We start from the raw sequence: 19,584 nt of genomic DNA on the forward strand, positions 1-19,584 counted from the left end.
AATACAAATTTAGCTAAATTCAATTTTTTAAAAGGCACAGATAAATGCCGATAAAAAATGATCGTTTGTTGATATTTACCTGTGCCTATATTATTTTTCAGGAATAGACTATGATTACAGTAATTTTAAAGCTTTGAGACTATGCCGAGTAATTTCAATTCTTGCAGCAGCATCATCAGCATTTCGCATAGAGATATTGGTAGCGAAGAAGTAAACATTATTATTTTGTTCTAGATATCCTACAAACCAACCGATGTTAGGTTTGACACTCGTTGCCCAGCCAGTCTTTCCTCGCAGTATATAATTAGGTGTTCTCTCAAATACCATGATGTCTTGAACTAAATCTAAAGTGCGTTGAGAAAAAGGCAAATCTTGGCGATAAAGACGTTGGAGAAAATCTATTTGTTGTCTAGGCGTAATTTGTAAAGGCCCTTCTAACCAAAATTTATCTATTTTTTCAGGTGTGCCAATTTGACGATTTCCATAACCGACTTGATTGATGAATTTCTGCATTCTTTCATGACCAGTTCTCCGCGCCAATACTTGATAAAACCAAACCGTTGAGTCTTTGAATGCTTGGCGCATATTAGTATCTCGGTTCCAAGCCGGAATTTCACGCACAATTCCATCCCAAGTCAAAACAGCCACTTCATCTTTAATGACTCCGGTTTCTAATGCAATAAGAGAATTCAAAATTTTGAAAGTTGAAGCGGGATAAAATAGCGTTGAATTGCGAGAAACGTTGTGTTCGTAAAATTTTTTGTTGTTTTGGTCGTAAATTACAATTGACCCTTCAACACCTAATTCTTTGAAAGCACGCTCAAGATTCACACTTTGAGAAATACCTGACTGTGCAGAGATAGCTGGAAAATTTGTAATAGTTAGAAATGTAATTACACTAATAATGATAATAGAGATGATGAGTAGCGATCGCCCACGTCGAGCCATAACTTTTATCCTCACACAACTGCTTGGCAAACTTGTGAGAATACAACAGCAAAGTAGGCAATTACGGAAATCGGTTAATTAATTATGCTGATCAAACCTAAAGCTCATAAATCGACTTGTAACCAAGAATCATAATATCTGGCAAGTTCTCTTAAAAAATTAAGTTCTTCGCCTTCTAGATTATTAAACAGTTGGCGATACTGCCAACCCCGCTCATAGCGACTCAGCATTTGCTCAAGAGTAAACTGATAAACATCTGCTGTCTGCCAACAAATAGATTCTAAAAATGGCAGCTTTTTAGGTACAGGAGATAGAGTTGTTTGTGGTGTCGGGTTTGTCATACTCCCGCTTCTGATTTTTAAAATTTTTCTGGAAAGCATCTAGATAAAAATTCTACAATCCATTTACCTAGAGTTATATCTTTAGCAGTCCAGTTAGGTACTTGCTCTTCATCAATTCCTATTTCTAATCTTTCTTCAAGAGCCAAAACAAGCTCCATCATATCCCATTCCCAACAAGGAAGTGATATTATCTCTCTAAATTTATCATCTGGATATAACTTTTCAGGAGGAACTTGAAAAGCTTTACCCAATTTGCTTCGGACACAACTCACTGTTTTTATTGCTAATTCATCAGATAATGGTAGCTTCAGAAGAAATTCTTCATTGCTCATCTCAGAACGCTGTAAAATATCGTTTAACTTTTTAGATTTTTTTAAAAAGAATTGCATTGTTTTTCGGATAATCAAACAAACAGTTATTTTATGCTGGTGAATACAGCACTTTATACATAGATACTGTTTAACTACTAAGATAAAAATTCTTTCCTAAAGAGCATGGACAGTACACCAACAGTTAGTATCCATGACAGGAATATTAGTCAACAATAGCATTATCAGAAGTTTTATCAAGGCAGGTATGGGGGAATGGTGCGCTTAAAACTGTGGCAGTGGTTCATCTTAGCAATACCGATCGCAACTATTATCATTTTCTTACTGGTTGCCGCAGGTATACAAATCAATGCCTGGGGAATTAACTGGATTTGGGCTGTATTTACCGTTGTGTTCGTTGCTTGGCGTTGGTTGCTGGTGAAATGGACGCAACCGGAAATTGCCCAAGTGGAAGCGGCTTTAGCAGGATTTAAAGAAGAACTAGAATCGGCAATAGATACAACCGCGCCAACTGTTAGTAGTGAAGCGACACAGCAAGCAGAAGCAGCACTACAAAAAATCTTAGAAGCATCTATTAACGATCGCCCAATTTGGGAAGATTGGCAAACTTTTTGGCAACGCTGTCAGGATGTGGTTGTGGCTGTTGCCAATATCTACCATCCTCAAGTGCAGTATCCACTCCTTAATATATACGTCCCGCAAGCTTACGGACTCATCCGAGGAACAGTAGATGATTTAGATCAGTGGATGCAGAGATTATCACCTGCCTTAAATCAAGCTACTGTCGGGCAAGCTTACCAAGCTTATGAAGTTTACCGCAAGCTGGAACCATCAGCCCGTAAACTGTTGCAAGCATGGGGCTGGGCGCAATGGTTATTAAATCCTGTGGCGGCGGTGGCGAACCGTGCGACTAAGGGTTATGGTAACCGCGCTAATCAGCAATTGTTGGTAAATTTAGGTCAACTATTGCGCGAAGCAGCTTTGAGAAATTTATGTCGGCAAGCGATCGCACTCTACGGAGGTATTACACTATCAACAACAACGGCAGTTATTTCTGCACCACCAACTATACCAAAAGCTAAAACTCAAACTCTGCGTGAAATCTTAACTCAAGCCGAACCAGTCGAGGAAGTTGAGCAAAAACCCATCAATATTTTACTGGTAGGGCGAACAGGCGCAGGCAAAAGCAGTTTAATTAACACTTTATTTCAAGCCGACTTCGCGGCGGTGGATGTCTTACCCAGTACCGACCAAATTCAAAATTATCACTGGCAAACTCAAAGCGGTGAAAGCCTTACCCTTTGGGATACACCTGGTTATGAACAAGTGAAGCGGGGAGAACTACGTCAACTAGTACTGGACTATGCCACTAACGCAGATTTGTTATTGCTGGTGACACCTGCCCTTGATCCTGCTTTACAAATGGATGTGGACTTTTTAGAAGATATGAAAGCGGAAATTGCAGATTTACCTGCGATCGCAGTTGTCACACAAGTAGATAAATTGCGTCCCATCCGCGAGTGGCAACCGCCATACAATTGGGAATGGGGCGAACGTCCAAAGGAAATTTCTATCCGCGAAGCCACCCAGTACCGCGCCGAACGTTTAGGAGAGTTTTCTAATTTAGTTGTGCCTGTAGTTACTAGTGATAGCAAAACTAACCGCACAGCTTGGAATATAGATACTTTATCTTTGGGATTGATAGAAGCGATCGCACCTGCCAAGCAACTCCGACTCGCCCGATTTTTGCGTGATTTAGACTCCCGCACCGTCGCCGCAGCTAAAATTATTGACCACTATACTTTCCAAATGGCGACAACACAAGGTCTTACGGCACTGCTAAAAAGCCCTGTGCTTCAGTTTATTTCCACTATGTCAACTGGTTCTCCCACTTTGGCATACTTACTAGCAGAACAAATTCCTGTAGAACAGTTACCGATTGTTATTGGTAAACTCCAAATCGCTTATGAACTTTTCTCATTATTAAAAACAGACGATGCCAATAAAATTAATTTTGATTTAAGATTACTCTGGCCATTATTGTTGGAAAATTCTGCAACACCTGATCGCAACGCTTGGGCATTTGGTCACGCTCTTGTGGAATACTGGACTCAAAATTTGGCAGTAGAACAACTACGAGAGCGGTTTGAGTATTATTTGCAGCAAGTTTGAATACGTGTGTTATCTTTGTGCGGTCAGGGGTCAATATTTAGATTTGAGCTATCAATAATGAACACCAAATTCAACCGAAAACACGAAATGTTTATTCAAGAAAAACTCAGTAGTGGTAGATATCACACTATTGAGGAGATAATTGCCGAAGCATTAGATCTCTTGGAAGAACATGATAGAAAATATGAGCAGTGGTTGGAAGCAGCCCGTAACAATGTTGATGTTTCTATTGCAGAATTAGAAAGAATCGACAATCAATTTTTAATAGCACAACTAGAAAGAAAATTACGTAAAGCTCTTGAATCTTAAAGTTTAGTTATTACGTAGAAGTGGATATTTTATTAGACATCTTGCATAAATATTTTTGCCTCACGCAGAGGAAGAGTTTACAAGTTTATGTTAAAAATATCAGGGTGCGTTAGGCTAAAGCCGTAACACACCCTACTGAAATAAGGTTTAAATTAAGCTTCTTGTACTCCTGGGCGGCCGTTTTCGACTATGTATGAAGCACGGTTACTAATTGTGCCAAATGGGGTTGTGACATTTGACATTGCCAAATAGTCACTCTTCCACAAATCAGGAGTCAGTGTACAGCGAACATACCCACGTCGATTGTTATAGAACTTGATGTGTGGATTATCTGTGCTATTCACATAAGCGGGGATATTGTCGTTTCCATCTCCACCAGAGCTAATTGACGAACAGACAAATTCACTTCCAACTGTTGCAGATTGGGGATTATCAAAATTAGCTTTGAGATCCATTGCCCAATGATTATGTACATCTCCCGCCAAAGAAACGGGATTGGAAGGTTTGCGTTGTTCTAGAAAAGCCATCAAGCCATTGCGGTCAGCTAAGTAAGCATCCCATTTATCCATGCTAAAGGTCTGGCCTTCTCCTGCTCTCAAGTCTCTTTGAGCAATAGGAACTTGTTGCGCGAGGATGTTCCATCTAGTTTGTGAGCTACTTAAACCTTCGTACAACCAGTCTTCTTGTGCTTGTCCCAGAATTGTTGCTTGTGGATCAAAGACTTCTGCACAACGTTCTCTAGTACCATCACCACAAGGTTGATCAGTACGATATTGGCGAGTATCCAGAACGTTGAATGTTGCCAGATTACCAAAGGTCAGCCGACGATATAGTTGCATATCCGGGCCAACCGGTCGGGAAAAAGGACAGAGTGGCATGTGTTCGTAGTAAACCTGATAAGCAACTGCTCGTCTTTGTAAAAAGATAGCTCTGTCTTGGTCTGGTTCTGTATCGATTTCAGAAATTTCGTCGGCGTAGTTGTTTTCTACTTCGTGGTCATCCCAAGTGACAATCCAAGGGAACATTGCATGAGCTTCTTGCAAATTAGTATCTAATTTGTAGAGAGCGTGACGGTTGCGATAATCGTCTAAAGTAAAAATCTCTGAACTATTGTGTGGTCTGACAGCAGTATTACTGATTCCCCCTTCGTAAATGTAATCACCTACATGGACTACTAAGTCAAGGTCATCCTGAGCCATGTATTTGTAGGCGGTGTAATATCCTTGTTGATAATTTTGGCAAGAAGCTAAGGCAAAGGTTAATTTGCTCACGTAGCTGCCAACAAAAGGTGCTGTCCGAGTCCGACCAATACGAGAAGCTTCGTTACCTACATAAAATCGATACCAATACCAAGTGTCAGGGTGTAGACCTTCAACTATCACCCGCACTGAGTGACCTAATTCTGGAGTTGCGAGTGTGGTTCCTCTTCTGAGAATACGGCGCATATTAGGATCAGTAGATACTTCCCAACGCACAGGTACGCTAACAGGTGGCATACCACCGCCATTTAAGGGTTCAGGTGCGAGACGAGTCCAAATCACCACACTGTTGGGATAGGGTTCACCAGAGGCTACACCCAGCTGAAAGGGATAGTTAGAAAATCTACCTGTAGCGATCGCTCTTTGATGCGAAAATTGAGTGGCGATCGCTAATCCAGTAAATGCTCCTGCACCAACAATTAAGTTGCGTCGCTTGATTTTATGCTCAAAATTCCAGCCCTTTACCATTGTTGATTCCTCACTAATAACTAATAAATGAATCAACAAGCTACAAATTTTGATACTCAATTTCACAGTAATAATATGTAAGCAATTTTTGATTAGCTCCTCTGAAAATTGCTTTACAAAATTACTTTTTAGATTTTGAGTACTAATTGTAACTGTGTCTACTTAACGTTATTAATGAAAGATTAATTATTTATAAAGCAACAGTTAATATCAGCTTAATAATTGGATATTATTACGTTATGTTAAGCAGTTTGGATCTACAAAAATGCGCTTATATAGCAGTCAAAGCATACATAATGATAAAGACCAATTATCAAACATTTATACTGAGCGACTTTAAAGCCTGTTCCCTGTTCCCTGCTATACCTTTTTGGATTTACCTATTTTTGTAAAAAACAAAGAGGATTTCTAGACAATTTCACAACTAGAAAAAGTATATTTATTTACAGAAAATAAAAGCTAAAATAAAGTGAAGAAATTGGTTTTTTGCGTGGCAAAATCGTAAAATTACAATCGTAACTGAAGATACAGAAATTAAGTTGTAGTCGTCTCTACACCCTATTTCCGGGCAATTGAGTACTGCTTAATATATCGTAAAATAACTTGGCTAAATCGCTGCAAACTCTGACAGGCGAAGCATTTGATAGTGAGTACCGCAATTCTTAAACCCCCACCCAAGAAATACTAGTACCCCTACCTTGAAACACTAGCACCCCTCCCCCAAAAGAAAATTGAAATTAATATCAAATCAAGCTTTAAAGTAGTTGAGTACAACCTTAATAAATCCAATAAATCCAACCGACATAGAGTGTACTGTCCTGTTTGGAGTCGCCTGATATAAGCATAAAAATAGCACAAGGCTTTTTTACCCAGACAGTACAGATGCAACAGTCATTAGACAGTAATCACCAGGCGACAGTAGCGCCAGATGCTGTAAAAACATCCCTGCTGAAAAATTTACTCTCTGGCATTTCTTTTGAGCCAGTGTTGAGTGATTTTCGGATTATTTTTGAACGTGACCCCGCAGCACGTCATTGGTTAGAGGTGGTGTTTTGCTACCCTGGATTGCACGCGCTTTGTTTACATCGTCTGGCTCACTGGTTACATCGTCGAGGGGTGGCTTTCTTTCCTCGTTTAATTTCGCATATTGGTCGATTCTTAACCGGAATTGAAATTCATCCAGGTGCAGAGATAGGTAAAGGGGTATTTATCGACCACGGGATGGGTGTTGTCATTGGCGAAACTGCCATTGTCGGAGACTACACACTGATTTACCAAGGCGTTACCCTTGGCGGAACTGGTAAAGAAAGCGGGAAACGTCACCCAACTGTCGGTAAAAACGTTGTGATTGGCTCAGGTGCGAAAGTTTTAGGGAATATTCTCATTGGCGATCGCGTTCGTGTGGGTGCAGGTTCGGTTGTGTTGCGCGATGTTCCCGTTGATTGCACAGTTGTCGGGGTTCCTGGACGGATTATTTCTCGCAAAGATAGCAATCACTCTCCTCTCGAACACAACAAACTCCCAGATGTGGAAGCAACTGTGATTCGTTCCTTACTTTCTCGCATTGAGCAACTGGAACAGAAACTTAAAAGTTACGAGTTAACGGTAATAAAAAGGACAAATGACAAATAATACTTTAGGCGAGCAAGTTTTACAGATTCCTTTGAGCGATCGCTGGCGAATTTATCACCGTTTGCAAGAGTTGATGATTCCTTGTTCTTGTCCACCCGATGGTTCTTTACGAGTACAAGTAAATAGTTTACTCGCAGCAATTTTAGTCCGTAGTATTATTATGCAATTTCTTGCACCACGTCAAGAATTAGTGAATTGGTTAGAACATTGCTGGGATTTGTAAACTCTGCATTGGCAAACAGAAAAAATTCAGCTTCTCTAATATTTCTAACTCTGATTTTTTCAGTCTCTTAAATTGCATTCTTCACCTTTAATTCTTCTCTATACTTATCTGTTCCCACTTTAATTATGTCCACCCGTACAAAAGAGTTAAAATTCATCAATTTTTTACATACAGAACTTGAACTTACCAATGCAGATATTGCTGTAGCATTGCGACACAAAAAATTTGATGATGCTCCATTACCGATGCTGCTTTGGCAATATGGACTGGTTAACTTAGAACAGCTTGAACAGATTTTAGATTGGCTAGATGCCCAGCGTTAAACCATTTTGGATTTTAGATTTTAGATTGGGGATTGAGAATTGCTATCTGTGTCTAGTTTTTTCAATCCAGTCGCCTGCTGAAGATTTTTGGCAAAAATGACTTGAAATTATCGGGAGATAGCATTATGATTTCTAGCTTTGTTTTTGGATTTATTTTCTTATTAACTTCCAGTCTATTTAATACATATCTAGGCTATCTCCTACTCGAAAAAACTATGCGTGACAATAGTAAAAATGGTGGTTAAAATATACTGCTATTTTGTTTTCTGTCATACAGATGGGATGTCTTTATCTAGTTAATATTAAAGAATGATGAAGACAAAATATTAATTGTATTAATTTATAGCATTTACCCTTACTCTGCGTTGCGGAAAATAGTTAACGCTCCAGAAAGAATATTAAGAAAAATTCCTATGAGGCTGTTTGAAATGAGTGAAATCATAATTAATGACACTACATTACGCGATGGCGAACAAGCAGCAGGTGTTGCTTTTACCTTAAAAGAGAAAGTGGCGATCGCTAAATTTCTCGATGCGATCGGCGTGCATGAATTAGAAGTCGGTATCCCAGCGATGGGTGAAGAAGAAATTCGTGCCATCTCCATGATTGCTGACTTGGGATTAAAAGCTAACCTTCTCGCTTGGAACCGCGCTGTAATTTCTGATATTAAAGCTTCCATCGCCTGTGGAATGCAGCGAGTACATATTGCGATTCCAGTTTCTGGTATCCAAATCGCTGCGAAATTTCATGGACAATGGCGGGTAAGTCTGCAAAGACTCAAAGATTGTATCAGCTTTGCCCGCGATCGCGGTCTTTGGGTTGCAGTCGGTGGCGAAGATTCTTCCAGAGCCGATGAAAACTTTCTGTTAGATGTCGCTTTGTATGCTCAAGAATGGGGTGCATCTCGATTTCGTTTCTGCGACACCGTTGGAGTTCTCGATCCTTTCACAACCTACAAAAAAGTGAAGCGGCTCGTTTCTTGGTTGTCAATTCCTGTAGAAATCCACACCCACAACGATTTCGGTTTGGCGACAGCTAACGCACTAGCCGGAATTAAAGGTGGAGCCGCATCTGTTAACACCACCGTTAATGGTTTAGGCGAAAGAGCAGGTAACGCCGCTTTAGAAGAAGTTGTTATGGCCATCAAACGCATCTATGGCTTAGATATGGGTATCAACACACCCCGTTTGTTGGAACTATCGCAACTTGTCGCAGCTGCTTCTGGTGCGGGTGTACCACCTTGGAAAGCAATTGTCGGTGAAAACACCTTTGCTCACGAATCTGGAATTCATGCACATGGCGTACTCAAAAATCCCGAAACTTACGAACCTTTTGCACCGGAAGAAGTAGGTTGGGAAAGACGTTTAGTCGTGGGTAAACATTCTGGAAAGCACTTGGTGTCTAACTTGCTTCAGCAGCATGGTATATTTCTCAACTCCGAAGAAACCCAGTCTGTTTTAGATGCAGTTCGCCAGCAATCAGTTAAGAAAAAACGTAGCCTCACAACAGAAGAACTGTTGAACTTGGTAAAAGAACAGAGGTATTCTCATGCAACCCGATGAATACGAATTAGAGTCAGAACCCGATTTTGAAATTGGTGAAAAAGTCAGACTCCGCAAACAAATTAAAAACGACGGGACATTTCCCGGTAGAGATATTGGGGAAATTTTAGCCAAAAAAGGAGATATTGGCTACGTAGCAAGTATAGGAACTTTTTTACAACGTTCCTATATCTATGCTGTGCATTTCTTAGATAAAGGAATTGTTGTTGGTTGTCGCAAAAAAGAACTAGAATCTGCTGAGGAAAATCATGAAAGTAATGCTACGGATGAATGATGCTGGCAATTTAACAGTCTATGTTGCTAAAAAAGATTTAGAAGAAGTAGTAGTTAAACAAACAGACAGTGAAGCTGGAAAAATTCTTACCTTAGCCAATGGTTGGGAATTAGAATTCCAAGAAATACCAGATGCAGCCAAATTACCTCAAACTGTAGAAGCTAAACGTTTAGCGTAGAACTACAAGTCAACAGTAAAGAGAGAAGGCAAAAGGTAACAACCAATTTTTCCTTCTTCCTTTTTACTAACACTAATTTTCTATCAAGATGTCCCTAATAATTTTGGGACAGAACGAATTGACTTGATAAAACCTCCGCGCACCTTTGCGCTAACCTGCGCGTGCCTTTGCGTCGAAAAAATCTAGATTGAGCAACAACGCCCCAAAAGCTTGGGGTTAATTATTTTTTAGTGTAAATTTTGAGTAGTTAATATGGGTGAAAAATATCTGAGATTATCGGAATTGAACCTAGAAGGACAATTCCTAGGTTTCGCTGGCATTAAACCAGGAAAAGCTAAATATCTGCAATTAGCAATTGCTTCAGGAAATTTGCATATTAAATTACCAAAAGATTTGCGTAGTTCGTTGCAATGTAGTTTAGTGCCTGGTGAACAAATTCGTATTTGTGGCGTTAGTAAAGTAAACACACGCACAGGAAAAATTAAAATTAAAGCACATCAAGTCACACCAATTGATACTTGCCCAAATCAAGAATTGTCAACGCAACCAGAGGCCAAAATTATGGTTTGTCAAAAATCTGGTTGCGTTAAGAAAGGTGGTAAAGGTTTATTATCAGAATTAGAAAAAACTTTGTGCGATCGCGGTTTGCGAGACAAAGTAAAAATAGAACACACAGGCTGTCAAAAGCGTTGCAGCAGCGCACCTAACTGTGTATTGTTGCTTGGTAAAAAGAAGTATAAAAAACTTCATCCAGAAGCGATCGCATCTCTGTTAGAAAATCACTTATCCTAGTCGTTTACGTTCTCGCCTTGGCGCTCCTAAAGCTATTACCACTACCGCTTATAAGATTGCGCGGATTTTTTACCAACTTTGGACAACTGGAGGAGATTATACCGATCCTGGTATTGATTATTATGAGCAGCGTTACCGAGAGCAAATGGTCAATAATCTCCACAAAAAGGCTCAGGCTTTTGGTTTTGAACTCATTCCTCAGCCCTCAGATAATCTGGTTTCTTAGAAGAGGGATAACAATATGATCCTCATTGCAAATAAAACACGGGTAAACTGGATAGCCATCTGTGACGTAAAAATAAGAATGCCAACAGTTTATTATCTGCCACAAAAGCTTAAAAGTGTCTTTACTGCGGTCTCCTAAAACCCAGGCTATAACTCCTGGAACATGCTTATCTACTGCTGTCCACAACCAAATTTTGTTTTTTTTACCTACAAAAGTTTCCAGATCATCAACTTGAGTAATTTCTGGTATCTCATTATATTCAGGTGAATTAGACATCCTCTAAACCAATTCTTTACAGAGCGATCGCAAAACTTTTCGGTCTGCTGGATATGTGATACTTTATATGTCTACTTTACGCATTCAGTATTTAGCCTACTTGGTGCAAGATATCAGTCAACTTCCTACAATGAATCCAATCTAACCCTTCTTAGATTACCCTGGCGAACTAAAGTGATTTCATTTGCGAAATACCCTGAACCTATTACACCCAGTCTCAACAGACTATTATTCTACATAAGTCATATCAAACCACCAGTTTGCACTAACTGGAATGTCAGTTTTTAATAATTAGAATTATTTCTTATAGAAAATTGATTCAGAAAAATTATATGCAGTTATTAGAAACATTTACTACCAATCGCTTATTAGCAGAACGCTTGAAATTTCAACATTTGCATGAACTTTATCAGATGCACCAAAATAAACAAGTGATGGCAACTTTAGGTGGTGTGCATTCTGATGAAGCAACACGGGTATTTATTTATAATAATTTGCACCATTGGCAACGTTATGGATTTGGTTTATGGGTATTTCGAGACAAAATTAATCATCAATTTGTTGGTCGTGCTGGTCTTCGCAATACGAATTTAGAAGGCAACAATGAAGTTGAATTAGCTTATGCTCTGATGGCTAAATTTTGGGGTCAAGGATTAGCGACAGAAATGAGTGAGCAAATCTTGAAAATTGGTTTTGAAGTGCTGCAAATACAGGATGTAATTTGTTTTACTCTCACGACAAATCATGCTTCAAAAAGGGTTATAGAAAAATTGGGATTTAAGTATGAACGTGAGATTATCCATGCCAATTTACCTCATTTACTTTATCGTTTAACTGTTTAATTGCGATCGCCTGATGTAAATTGGGCGTTGCGGAATTGAGCTATGAATGTCAAAAGTTTCAACCTCATTCACCTGCAATCTGCTGTATATTCCCGACAGAATCATAATTAATCACTTAATTTAATCTGTCTCAAAATTGCCGTACATAGTGGACTATCAGCATCTAGAAAACCATTGATTGCCGTAAAGTGATTTTCGTTAGGCTGTGGTAAGTATTCACCAGTCAATCCTTTTTCCTTCCACGCCATCAGAAAATCTTGCGACTGTCGTTCAAACTCTGAAGTTTCTTCTCCGCCATAGGTTATGAGTAAGGAACCAGCTTTTTCAGGAAGATGACGGATAGGACTACTGCGAAGAACTTCAGCCCAAGTTAGTTGTAATTTCGGTTGTAGCCAAGTGTAGGGAAATGGCATCAAATCAAACAAACCGCTAATTGCACAACCACCTTTAATAATATGATCTGGCAGTCCATAGTCGTTTTTCCAGTCTGTAGCCATGACCATCGCGGTTAAATGACCACCAGCTGAGTGACCAGCTACATAAATTCGATTGGGGTTTGCGCCAAAGCTTTCAGCATGACGATAAATCCAGGCAATTGCTGAACGATTCTGACGGACAATTTCATCAATAGTCACTTTGGGACACAAAGCATAATTGACCACCACGACTGTGACATCCGCAGCTACCAAACCTTGGGCAACAAAGCTAAAGTCTTTACTGCTTGCCATTATCCAATAGCCACCGTGGATAAATACGACAATTGGCGAGTTTGGCTGTGATGCCGGGAAAATATCTAAGTGTTCGACTAGGGTAGGCCCAAAAGCAACATCTAAATGACAGCGTAATTGTTTGCGTACTCTAGCACTGTTAGTAGTATAAAAATTCATATACCCAGGTATATCAAGACCTAGTTCAGAAGGATTGTACTGAGAATCTAGCTCAGCTTGAGTTTGAAAATTGCGGTACAGCATGAAAGTTTTCTTATTTACACCTTATATAAGTTAAAAGGCTGGATGTTGTACAAAAATCAGCACATTAATATCAGTCAATGAAGCTGATCGTGAATCTACTAAGTTATAGCTCATAATCACTTACACCTGTAAACTACGTAATTACTCATAATGTTAGTTAACTGTTAACTGTTGATTATTAACCGTATGAAGGCGATCGCACAGCGCAGATAATAAAACTCAAAGCAGTCGTAATATTTGCGATCGTATTTATCCAAGATTAAGAAAGTATATTTATTGTGTAAATCTACTGAAAAAATCTAGATATTAAATCAATTAGTGATTATTCTAAATACATATACTCCTGATACAAATACGTACTATAACTCAGACGAGGCTGAAAACATGAATTTTCACGGCCTGCGGAAAACTTCAAGGGTGTGAAACCTAGTAAAAACTTGAGAGTTTCTAGCCTCTATTTTCTAATGCTGGCCAGTGTTTCTAGACTGGCTGTGAAAGTCAAGTTAAAGCTAAAAGCCAAATTTTAAGCATCAGTAATTTTTACATTTGTAAATACTGAAATAGACTGAGACTTTTAAAAAAGATTGCTCTCAGGAGTATTAACGTTGACATCATTTGTAAAAGAGGTTTGTAACATGGCTAATTTAAATACACTCAAAAATTTATCAATTGTTGCTAGCAGTACTATATTTAGTGTTGGTGTAATTTTGGTAGGTAGTAAAGGCGCTTTAGCTGCTAGAATCGGCTATTTTACCGACTTCAACGAAAGCACGACTGCACCAGCAGCAGCAATTAACCAAGCTGGATTTACACCTATTCAAATCACCGACATTAGTACATTCGACTTGAATAGTATTGACACTCTCTTTGTCAACGAGACTAATAACAGTGGGCTTTCTAGTGCTTTATTAGGTCGTTTAGCAGATATCACCACCTGGGTGCAAGGAGGTAAATCTTTTATTGTCCATGATCGTTTTGTGAGCAACGATATTGATGCTCCTCAATCCAACCCTTTTTTGATAGGTGCGTCTAGCATTTTAGTAGAACGTGACTTTAGTAATGATGCTGATATTGATCTCATCCCACCAGGTAATACTTTAGTAACCAACGGGCCTAATGGCACCATCAATAACTTCTCACTTGATGGAGGTACATCCTCTACTCACGGCTTTGCACTCGCTAGTACTTTACCAGTGGGAGCGGAAGCCATTTTGAGTGTTGGCTCAGATCCTAACAAAATAGCTGCGTTCTTTTATAGATTGGGTGCAGGTGTTGTGTATTACTCTACAATTCCTCTTGATTATTATTTGGAAGGATTTGGCCCCAATCCACCACAAGACGAGTTTGCAAGCATTTATGCACCTAATGTTTTAAATTATGTGCAAGCTATTCAACCACCACAATCAGTACCTGAACCTGCATCTATAACGGGTTTATTAGCATTCTCTCTTTTAGCTACAGGTTCAGTACTAAAACGCAAACAACAACAAAAAATCAAAGCCAAAGTATAAATCTAGTAGCGCAACACAATCAGTAAATACAGCAGGAGTTACATACAAAGATTGTCTGTTGAGACTGAAGAACCAGCGTCCGTAGCGACTGGCGTTGTAAGGGTTGAAGGGCTTCGCCGTGAGCTTCAGCCGAACGGTATAGGATTAATGGGTTTTGAATATCTATACACTTACACCCTTAACCACCTCAACCCTTGATTTGTCTTTTTCATATGTAAGTCCTACACAATAGACAAATAACACACAAAAGATAGGGCATTGGTGAAATTTTTCTCCATGCCTTATCTTTGCAAAAAAGTATAGATAAAGACATTGTGAAAGCCTGAACCTCAGCAGCAAAAATTGCTGTATGGGAATCATATTTGATTTTTGAAATACACATATAGTGTTTTAGTGTCAGCGTCACACCCCTTCACCAAAGCGTTGGGTGTGTTAGGCGTAAGCAGTAACGCACTTTACATATACCGAGATTTTTTTCTCAATCAAATCGGATTCTTATAAATGCGCAACAGCAGAGTGCATTCGCAATTAGTGTAACTATCCTCTTGACATGATGTAAATAACGTATTACATTTGTAGTATGCAATATAAAAAGGCAAAAGTAAATTCTTTCGGAACCTTGACAACTACATAAACGCTACTGTGTAGGGTAGTTAAGTGGCTAACTTCCGCACTGCCCACTTTTGGGGTCGCGATTGGCGTTCGACTGCTCCGAAACCAACAAACGGACGGTTGCAGGATTTGGGTTCAATTCCCAACGGCTCCATTTGTCTTGACTTGAGTTGAAGTTGCAATGGCTTCAATCAAAGCATGACAACCATACAAACTTGGGTCTGTAGCTCTAACGGTAGAGTTCCCGGATACCACTCGTGTCCTGACAGAAGAAGCTTACATACTAGCTCAACAGTAGAGCAATCGTCTGCTATTACGATTAGTTGCAGGTGCGATTCCTGCGTGTGTTACACAGCTTTTTCAACTTGCACGAGGAGTGAGTGCAACTCTCACAGGGAGGGTATCGGTTCAATCCCGATCAGATCCACTACTAGTGTTTAAAAAGAGGTGATTGTAATGGTTCATATTCGATTTGAAGGGCGTTCTGTTGATATTGCAGAAACACAACTGGGAATTACAACAGGCATGAATGATGTAGCCGTAAAAGAACGTGTTGCTCGTCATTTAGATGTAAATAGCGATCGCCTCTGTGCTTACGTAGTAGATCGCCGTCCCAGTGGAGATTTGATTGTTCGTCCTGAAGCTGTTTATGGTTGAAGATTAAAGACTTGATTCCGCGCCCTAACTTGTAAAGCCTACACACCATCCGGCAACGGATTGTAGGTTCGATTCCTGCCGCTTCCACTGATGGGAGCGTCGCCTAATTGGTAAAGGCAATTGTGAAAACAGCTTTGCTAACTTGTGCGGGATTTCAATCATTCACATCGTATTTGTTTATAACCTTAATTCAATTAGCAATAATTTATTGATGGTACAAGTACCCAAATTGCTCTGTATCAATCCAAAATCCAAAATTTAAAATCTAAAATTGTCTGTATACGGAGGTGAGTTCGATGATGTTTGCTAACTCATTTGTAATAACAAATCAATCGGTAAAACTATATTTAAACAACTTGAGATATGAGCGAACATCGTTTAAGTGAAATTGTGATTGAACGTCCTCGCAATGGCATGAAGATTAGCCTCAAAAAGCTGAAGGGTTTTAAAAAGCAATTACACAAACTTACCGAAGAAGCGAGCAAAGATGGATTATTAAATCCTTACTTGATTAAAGCTAGAAATAAATCGAAGTATCTTTCAGATCATCTTGGCCCCTTGCGTCGGTTTTTGCGCTCGAAAGTCGGACAGCCTTGGAATGACGTTTACAGCGAATTGTGTCAACGATTAGATCACAATACAATGGCAGGGCAGCACGTTATCGGTCATGTTTGGGATTATGTTGAACGTCATGTAGAAATTATTGATGGTAGTCTTTATCGCAAGTCTTACCAAGGATATCAAATTGTATTAGATAGAAGTTACCGCGATCGCTTCTATATTCATCCTCAAACGGGAATACTTTGTGCGATCGAGAAAACACCGCGCAAGCACAAACAAAAGCAGCAACCAACTGATATTGTCATCATCGATGATTATCATCAGTACCATAAGCTGAATGAGATTTGGTATCTGATTACCTTTGAAGATTTTCCACCGCCACCTAATGATTATGTAACAGATGTTTTCAAAGGTTTAATCCACCGTTCTCACGCAACTTATAGAGGTCGCAAAATTTACGCTGTTAGTAAACAGCAGTGTAATAAGAAAGAAATTCGATTTATTTTAAATCAACTTTCTAAAAAATAAATTTTTCACTTCGTGTCCTAACCAAAAAAGCTTACATACTAGCCGAATTGGAACAGGCACTTGACTTAAAAGCAAGGTATTACGGGTACAAATCCCGTGTATGAATCAGCAGCTTTTTCAACTTGTACGAAGTGCTTTTATTAATTTTAAACATGAGTTAATTACAACTCATTGGAGGTTGCTATGTCTGTCAAAACTTTAGAAATTTTAGAACAAATCAAATCCTTAACTGTCAATGAAACTGCTTCTTTAGTAAAACAAATTGAAGCAACCTTCAATGTTGATAGTTCCACACCTAAACTCATTCAAATTAAAAAGCGAGATGAAGATGAGGATCAACTGCAAATTCAAACCGAATTTGATGTTTTATTGGTATCGGTTCCAGCACAGAAAAAGATTGCCTTACTCAAGGTCATCCGCACGATAACTGGACTGGGACTAAAAGAGGCCAAAGACTTTGTGGATTCTCTTCCTCAAGTAGTTCAGTCAGGATTGAACCAAGAAGCAGCCCAAACTCTTAAGCAGCAATTAGAAGAAACAGGAGCGATCGCTTCTATCAAATAACATTCTATCGGCAGTTGTTGCCGCGTCCCAATCGCAGAAGCTTACATAACTCTGAAAAAGTTAAACCAATGCTTCTACAACTTGCGCGGTGACTTGATCGCTTGGCGTGCAACATCTGCCTCCTTCAATTTTGGAGCCAATCGCTTGGGCGGGTTTCCCGACTTGGGCGAAGTGGCGTGATTTTAGATTGCAATCCAAAATCTAAAATTTTCTCAGGAGGTTCTCATGAATACCGCAGAACGCGACCTGCGCTTAGAAATGCTCAATAGTTTGCTGACAACTCCTCACCGCAAACTTGAGCAAGTCGCAGAAACTCATAAATTAATTATTGAATTAGATCCCATATTTTACGGACACTTGGCAGTTTGGTATCAACGTCATGGGGATGTCCGCGACCACAAAGAAGTGTTTGTTGCACACTTGTTAACTAGCAGCTTAACTGAACACAGAGATGCGGGATTTGTGATGCTGCAAGAGTTTCCACCTTATCAGGTGGCTCGTGTAGTGGACTTTATGAAGCAGCACCAAAATAAATTGCCTCGTTCGGCTCGTACTGCGGTGCGGCGTTACTTAAAGACACGGGAAAGTAATCCAGCTTTGTTCGATCGCGCTGCTTTGCGGGGTCGTAAAGCTATGAAGCACCTGTATGCTTCGCTGCATATTAAGCCTAGTGAACGAGCAAATGCAATTTTATTCCGCGATACTCCGCCAGAGGGTTCTTTAGCAAATGTACTGAAGCATCTGGCGAAAGCAGAAAGTCCTGCTGAACAAGCACGGCTGATTGTGGAATTTAACATTCCTTATGCGATCGCGATCGGTGCAATCAACCAACTTACACCAGTTGTGCTGGTAGCATTGATCAATAGCATGACTCCTCAAGAAGTGATCAACAACCTCAAGTCACTTCAAGCCAGAGGAGCAATGGATCATCCAGAAGTCAAGAAGTTGATTGATGGCAAACTAGAGGAAGCATCTAAAAGTGGCCGTGTTGCCGCATTCAAAGCACAGATTGCCGCAGATAACGCAGATTTCGACGCAGACACCGTTGCACGTTTGGAAAAAGTGACCAACGAGCAAGTGAAGCGGCGCGGTACAATTGCGCGTCCAACGGCTCTGTTGGTGGACAAATCTGGCTCAATGGAAGATGCGATCGCGATCGGTAAACAACTTGCTGCTTTAATTTCTGGTATCACTCAAGCAGAATTGTTTGTCTACGCCTTCGATACCATTCCCTATCCTGTTACCGCCAAGGGTAAAGAGTTAACTGACTGGGAACGTGCATTCCAACACATCAATGCAGGCGGTGGTACTAGTATCGGCTGTGCATTGGAAGCTATGCGGAAGAAAAAGCAGGTTGTTGACCAAATTATTTTGGTAACGGATGAAGGGGAAAATGCTGCTCCTTACTTCGGTGAAGCCTACAAGACCTATTGCCGAGAGTTTGCAGTTATACCCAATGTAGTGATTGTCCGTGTAGGTACATATTACAACTGGGTAGAAACTCAACTTAAGCAGCAGCAAGCACCTGTAGAAACTTTCACCTTTGCCGGAGACTACTACAGCTTGCCGAACCTTGTTCCACTGCTAACACGTCCCTCTCGTCTGGATTTGCTAATGGAGATTTTGGATATGCCGTTACCTGTGCGAGAGGATAAGTAAGTTATAAATTATGGTAATGCTTATTATTACAAGTAGTAAGTATTACCTATTTTTTATATTTTAAACATTAGTATTTCTCTCAAGCCAAGTAACTAGATCAGATATATTTGAGAAATCTAAAAAATCTTCTCCTAAAGTTTCTAATTGCTCTGTTGATAATATTTGCAGACGCTCAATTATTACTGCATCTATCTGACCAAAACGTCTGTTCACAAGACGTAAAGTATATTTCAATATTTTATTGGTTATTTTATATGAGATTTGCTGTTGAACGATATATTAAGCAACTGCGATCGCACTACTGCAAAATCTATTTGTTCATTTCTAATATTTTTGTAGTATAATGTAGTATAATCTGCGTGACCTA

At 39.7% G+C, this 19,584-nt stretch carries 22 protein-coding genes, 2 tRNA genes and 1 pseudogene; 17 read left to right on the forward strand and 8 right to left on the reverse strand.

The window, feature by feature from the left end; translation table 11 throughout:
* Positions 1-114 precede the first annotated feature (114 nt).
* From blaOXA to ACMX3D_RS02995, 3 genes are all read right to left on the reverse strand, one after another.
* Positions 115-948, reverse strand: a complete 834-nt coding sequence (gene blaOXA / locus ACMX3D_RS02985; RefSeq protein ID WP_482750002.1) for a class D beta-lactamase — start codon at positions 946-948, stop codon at positions 115-117.
* Between the two features lie 104 nt (positions 949-1,052).
* Positions 1,053-1,289 carry a hypothetical protein gene (locus tag ACMX3D_RS02990; RefSeq protein ID WP_482750003.1) on the reverse strand — a complete coding sequence of 79 codons (237 nt, stop codon included), beginning with the start codon at positions 1,287-1,289 and terminating at the stop codon, positions 1,053-1,055.
* Positions 1,290-1,306: 17 nt separating this feature from the next.
* Positions 1,307-1,678, reverse strand: a complete 372-nt coding sequence (locus tag ACMX3D_RS02995) for a hypothetical protein (RefSeq protein WP_482750004.1) — start codon at positions 1,676-1,678, stop codon at positions 1,307-1,309.
* Between the two features lie 195 nt (positions 1,679-1,873).
* On the opposite strand from ACMX3D_RS02995, the gene ACMX3D_RS03000 reads away from it, so the two are divergent.
* Together ACMX3D_RS03000 and ACMX3D_RS03005 are read left to right on the forward strand one after the other, a co-directional pair.
* Positions 1,874-3,790 (forward strand): GTPase family protein, encoded by a 1,917-nt coding sequence (locus ACMX3D_RS03000; RefSeq protein ID WP_482750005.1) that lies wholly within the window; start codon positions 1,874-1,876, stop codon positions 3,788-3,790.
* A 57-nt stretch (positions 3,791-3,847) separates the two neighbouring features.
* Positions 3,848-4,099 carry a ribbon-helix-helix domain-containing protein gene (locus ACMX3D_RS03005; protein ID WP_482750006.1) on the forward strand — a complete coding sequence of 84 codons (252 nt, stop codon included), beginning with the start codon at positions 3,848-3,850 and terminating at the stop codon, positions 4,097-4,099.
* Positions 4,100-4,251: 152 nt separating this feature from the next.
* Here the strand turns inward: ACMX3D_RS03005 and ACMX3D_RS03010 are convergent, their stop codons facing one another.
* Positions 4,252-5,826: an alkaline phosphatase D family protein gene (locus ACMX3D_RS03010; RefSeq protein WP_482750007.1), complete on the reverse strand. Its 1,575-nt coding sequence runs from the start codon at positions 5,824-5,826 to the stop codon at positions 4,252-4,254.
* Between the two features lie 882 nt (positions 5,827-6,708).
* On the opposite strand from ACMX3D_RS03010, the gene cysE reads away from it, so the two are divergent.
* The 7 genes from cysE (at position 6,709) to ACMX3D_RS03045 (ending at position 10,810) form a co-directional block, all read left to right on the forward strand.
* Positions 6,709-7,458, forward strand: coding sequence for a serine O-acetyltransferase (gene cysE, locus ACMX3D_RS03015; protein WP_482750008.1), 750 nt, complete (start codon positions 6,709-6,711; stop codon positions 7,456-7,458).
* Positions 7,448-7,681 carry an Asr1405/Asl0597 family protein gene (locus tag ACMX3D_RS03020; RefSeq protein WP_482750009.1) on the forward strand — a complete coding sequence of 78 codons (234 nt, stop codon included), beginning with the start codon at positions 7,448-7,450 and terminating at the stop codon, positions 7,679-7,681. The genes cysE and ACMX3D_RS03020 overlap by 11 nt, the downstream gene beginning before the upstream one ends.
* A gap of 125 nt (positions 7,682-7,806) precedes the next feature.
* A complete protein-coding gene (locus ACMX3D_RS03025; protein WP_482750010.1) occupies positions 7,807-8,004 on the forward strand; it encodes a DUF2949 domain-containing protein in 198 nt (65 codons plus the stop codon).
* 428 nt (positions 8,005-8,432) lie between these two features.
* Positions 8,433-9,566 carry a homocitrate synthase gene (nifV, locus tag ACMX3D_RS03030; protein WP_482750011.1) on the forward strand — a complete coding sequence of 378 codons (1,134 nt, stop codon included), beginning with the start codon at positions 8,433-8,435 and terminating at the stop codon, positions 9,564-9,566.
* Complete coding sequence (locus ACMX3D_RS03035) at positions 9,553-9,840, forward strand: nitrogen fixation protein NifZ (RefSeq protein WP_482750012.1); 288 nt, start codon at positions 9,553-9,555, stop codon at positions 9,838-9,840. Before nifV ends, ACMX3D_RS03035 begins: the two co-directional genes overlap by 14 nt.
* Positions 9,815-10,018: a putative nitrogen fixation protein NifT gene (nifT, locus tag ACMX3D_RS03040; protein WP_482750013.1), complete on the forward strand. Its 204-nt coding sequence runs from the start codon at positions 9,815-9,817 to the stop codon at positions 10,016-10,018. The genes ACMX3D_RS03035 and nifT overlap by 26 nt, the downstream gene beginning before the upstream one ends.
* Before the next feature lie 252 nt (positions 10,019-10,270).
* Positions 10,271-10,810, forward strand: a complete 540-nt coding sequence (locus ACMX3D_RS03045; protein WP_482750014.1) for a (2Fe-2S) ferredoxin domain-containing protein — start codon at positions 10,271-10,273, stop codon at positions 10,808-10,810.
* 235 nt (positions 10,811-11,045) lie between these two features.
* On the opposite strand, the pseudogene ACMX3D_RS03050 reads toward ACMX3D_RS03045, so the two are convergent.
* Positions 11,046-11,306 (reverse strand): annotated as a pseudogene (locus ACMX3D_RS03050) (IS1 family transposase); the annotation flags it as partial.
* Between the two features lie 338 nt (positions 11,307-11,644).
* On the opposite strand from ACMX3D_RS03050, the gene ACMX3D_RS03055 reads away from it, so the two are divergent.
* Positions 11,645-12,154, forward strand: coding sequence for a GNAT family N-acetyltransferase (locus tag ACMX3D_RS03055; RefSeq protein ID WP_482750015.1), 510 nt, complete (start codon positions 11,645-11,647; stop codon positions 12,152-12,154).
* A 107-nt stretch (positions 12,155-12,261) separates the two neighbouring features.
* On the opposite strand, the gene ACMX3D_RS03060 is transcribed toward ACMX3D_RS03055, so the two are convergent.
* Complete coding sequence (locus ACMX3D_RS03060) at positions 12,262-13,125, reverse strand: alpha/beta hydrolase (RefSeq protein WP_482750016.1); 864 nt, start codon at positions 13,123-13,125, stop codon at positions 12,262-12,264.
* A gap of 635 nt (positions 13,126-13,760) precedes the next feature.
* Here ACMX3D_RS03060 and ACMX3D_RS03065 point away from each other — a divergent pair.
* The 6 genes from ACMX3D_RS03065 (at position 13,761) to rplL (ending at position 17,558) form a co-directional block, all read left to right on the forward strand.
* Positions 13,761-14,636, forward strand: a complete 876-nt coding sequence (locus tag ACMX3D_RS03065; protein ID WP_482750017.1) for a hypothetical protein — start codon at positions 13,761-13,763, stop codon at positions 14,634-14,636.
* An 890-nt stretch (positions 14,637-15,526) separates the two neighbouring features.
* Positions 15,527-15,598 (forward strand) — tRNA-Ser (locus ACMX3D_RS03070).
* Between the two features lie 106 nt (positions 15,599-15,704).
* Positions 15,705-15,905: a hypothetical protein gene (locus tag ACMX3D_RS03075; protein WP_482750018.1), complete on the forward strand. Its 201-nt coding sequence runs from the start codon at positions 15,705-15,707 to the stop codon at positions 15,903-15,905.
* Between the two features lie 363 nt (positions 15,906-16,268).
* Positions 16,269-16,994, forward strand: a complete 726-nt coding sequence (locus tag ACMX3D_RS03080; RefSeq protein ID WP_482750019.1) for a hypothetical protein — start codon at positions 16,269-16,271, stop codon at positions 16,992-16,994.
* 32 nt (positions 16,995-17,026) lie between these two features.
* Positions 17,027-17,097 (forward strand) — tRNA-Leu (locus ACMX3D_RS03085).
* An 80-nt stretch (positions 17,098-17,177) separates the two neighbouring features.
* A complete protein-coding gene (gene rplL / locus ACMX3D_RS03090) occupies positions 17,178-17,558 on the forward strand; it encodes a 50S ribosomal protein L7/L12 (RefSeq protein ID WP_482750020.1) in 381 nt (126 codons plus the stop codon).
* Positions 17,559-17,618: 60 nt separating this feature from the next.
* On the opposite strand, the gene ACMX3D_RS03095 is transcribed toward rplL, so the two are convergent.
* Entirely contained in the window at positions 17,619-17,756 is a 138-nt protein-coding gene (locus tag ACMX3D_RS03095) for a hypothetical protein (protein ID WP_482750021.1), read from the reverse strand.
* A gap of 27 nt (positions 17,757-17,783) precedes the next feature.
* Between ACMX3D_RS03095 and ACMX3D_RS03100 the strand changes: the two genes are divergently transcribed.
* The gene (locus ACMX3D_RS03100) at positions 17,784-19,217 is read left to right on the forward strand and encodes a vWA domain-containing protein (RefSeq protein ID WP_482750022.1); all 1,434 of its coding nucleotides are present in this window, start codon (positions 17,784-17,786) and stop codon (positions 19,215-19,217) included.
* Positions 19,218-19,277: 60 nt separating this feature from the next.
* Here ACMX3D_RS03100 and ACMX3D_RS03105 read toward each other — a convergent pair whose 3' ends face one another.
* On the reverse strand, positions 19,278-19,430 hold the full coding sequence (locus tag ACMX3D_RS03105) for a DUF4351 domain-containing protein (protein WP_482750023.1): 153 nt from the start codon (positions 19,428-19,430) through the stop codon (positions 19,278-19,280).
* Positions 19,431-19,584 lie beyond the last annotated feature (154 nt).

Source organism: Anabaena sp. TISTR 8404, from assembly GCF_056847745.1.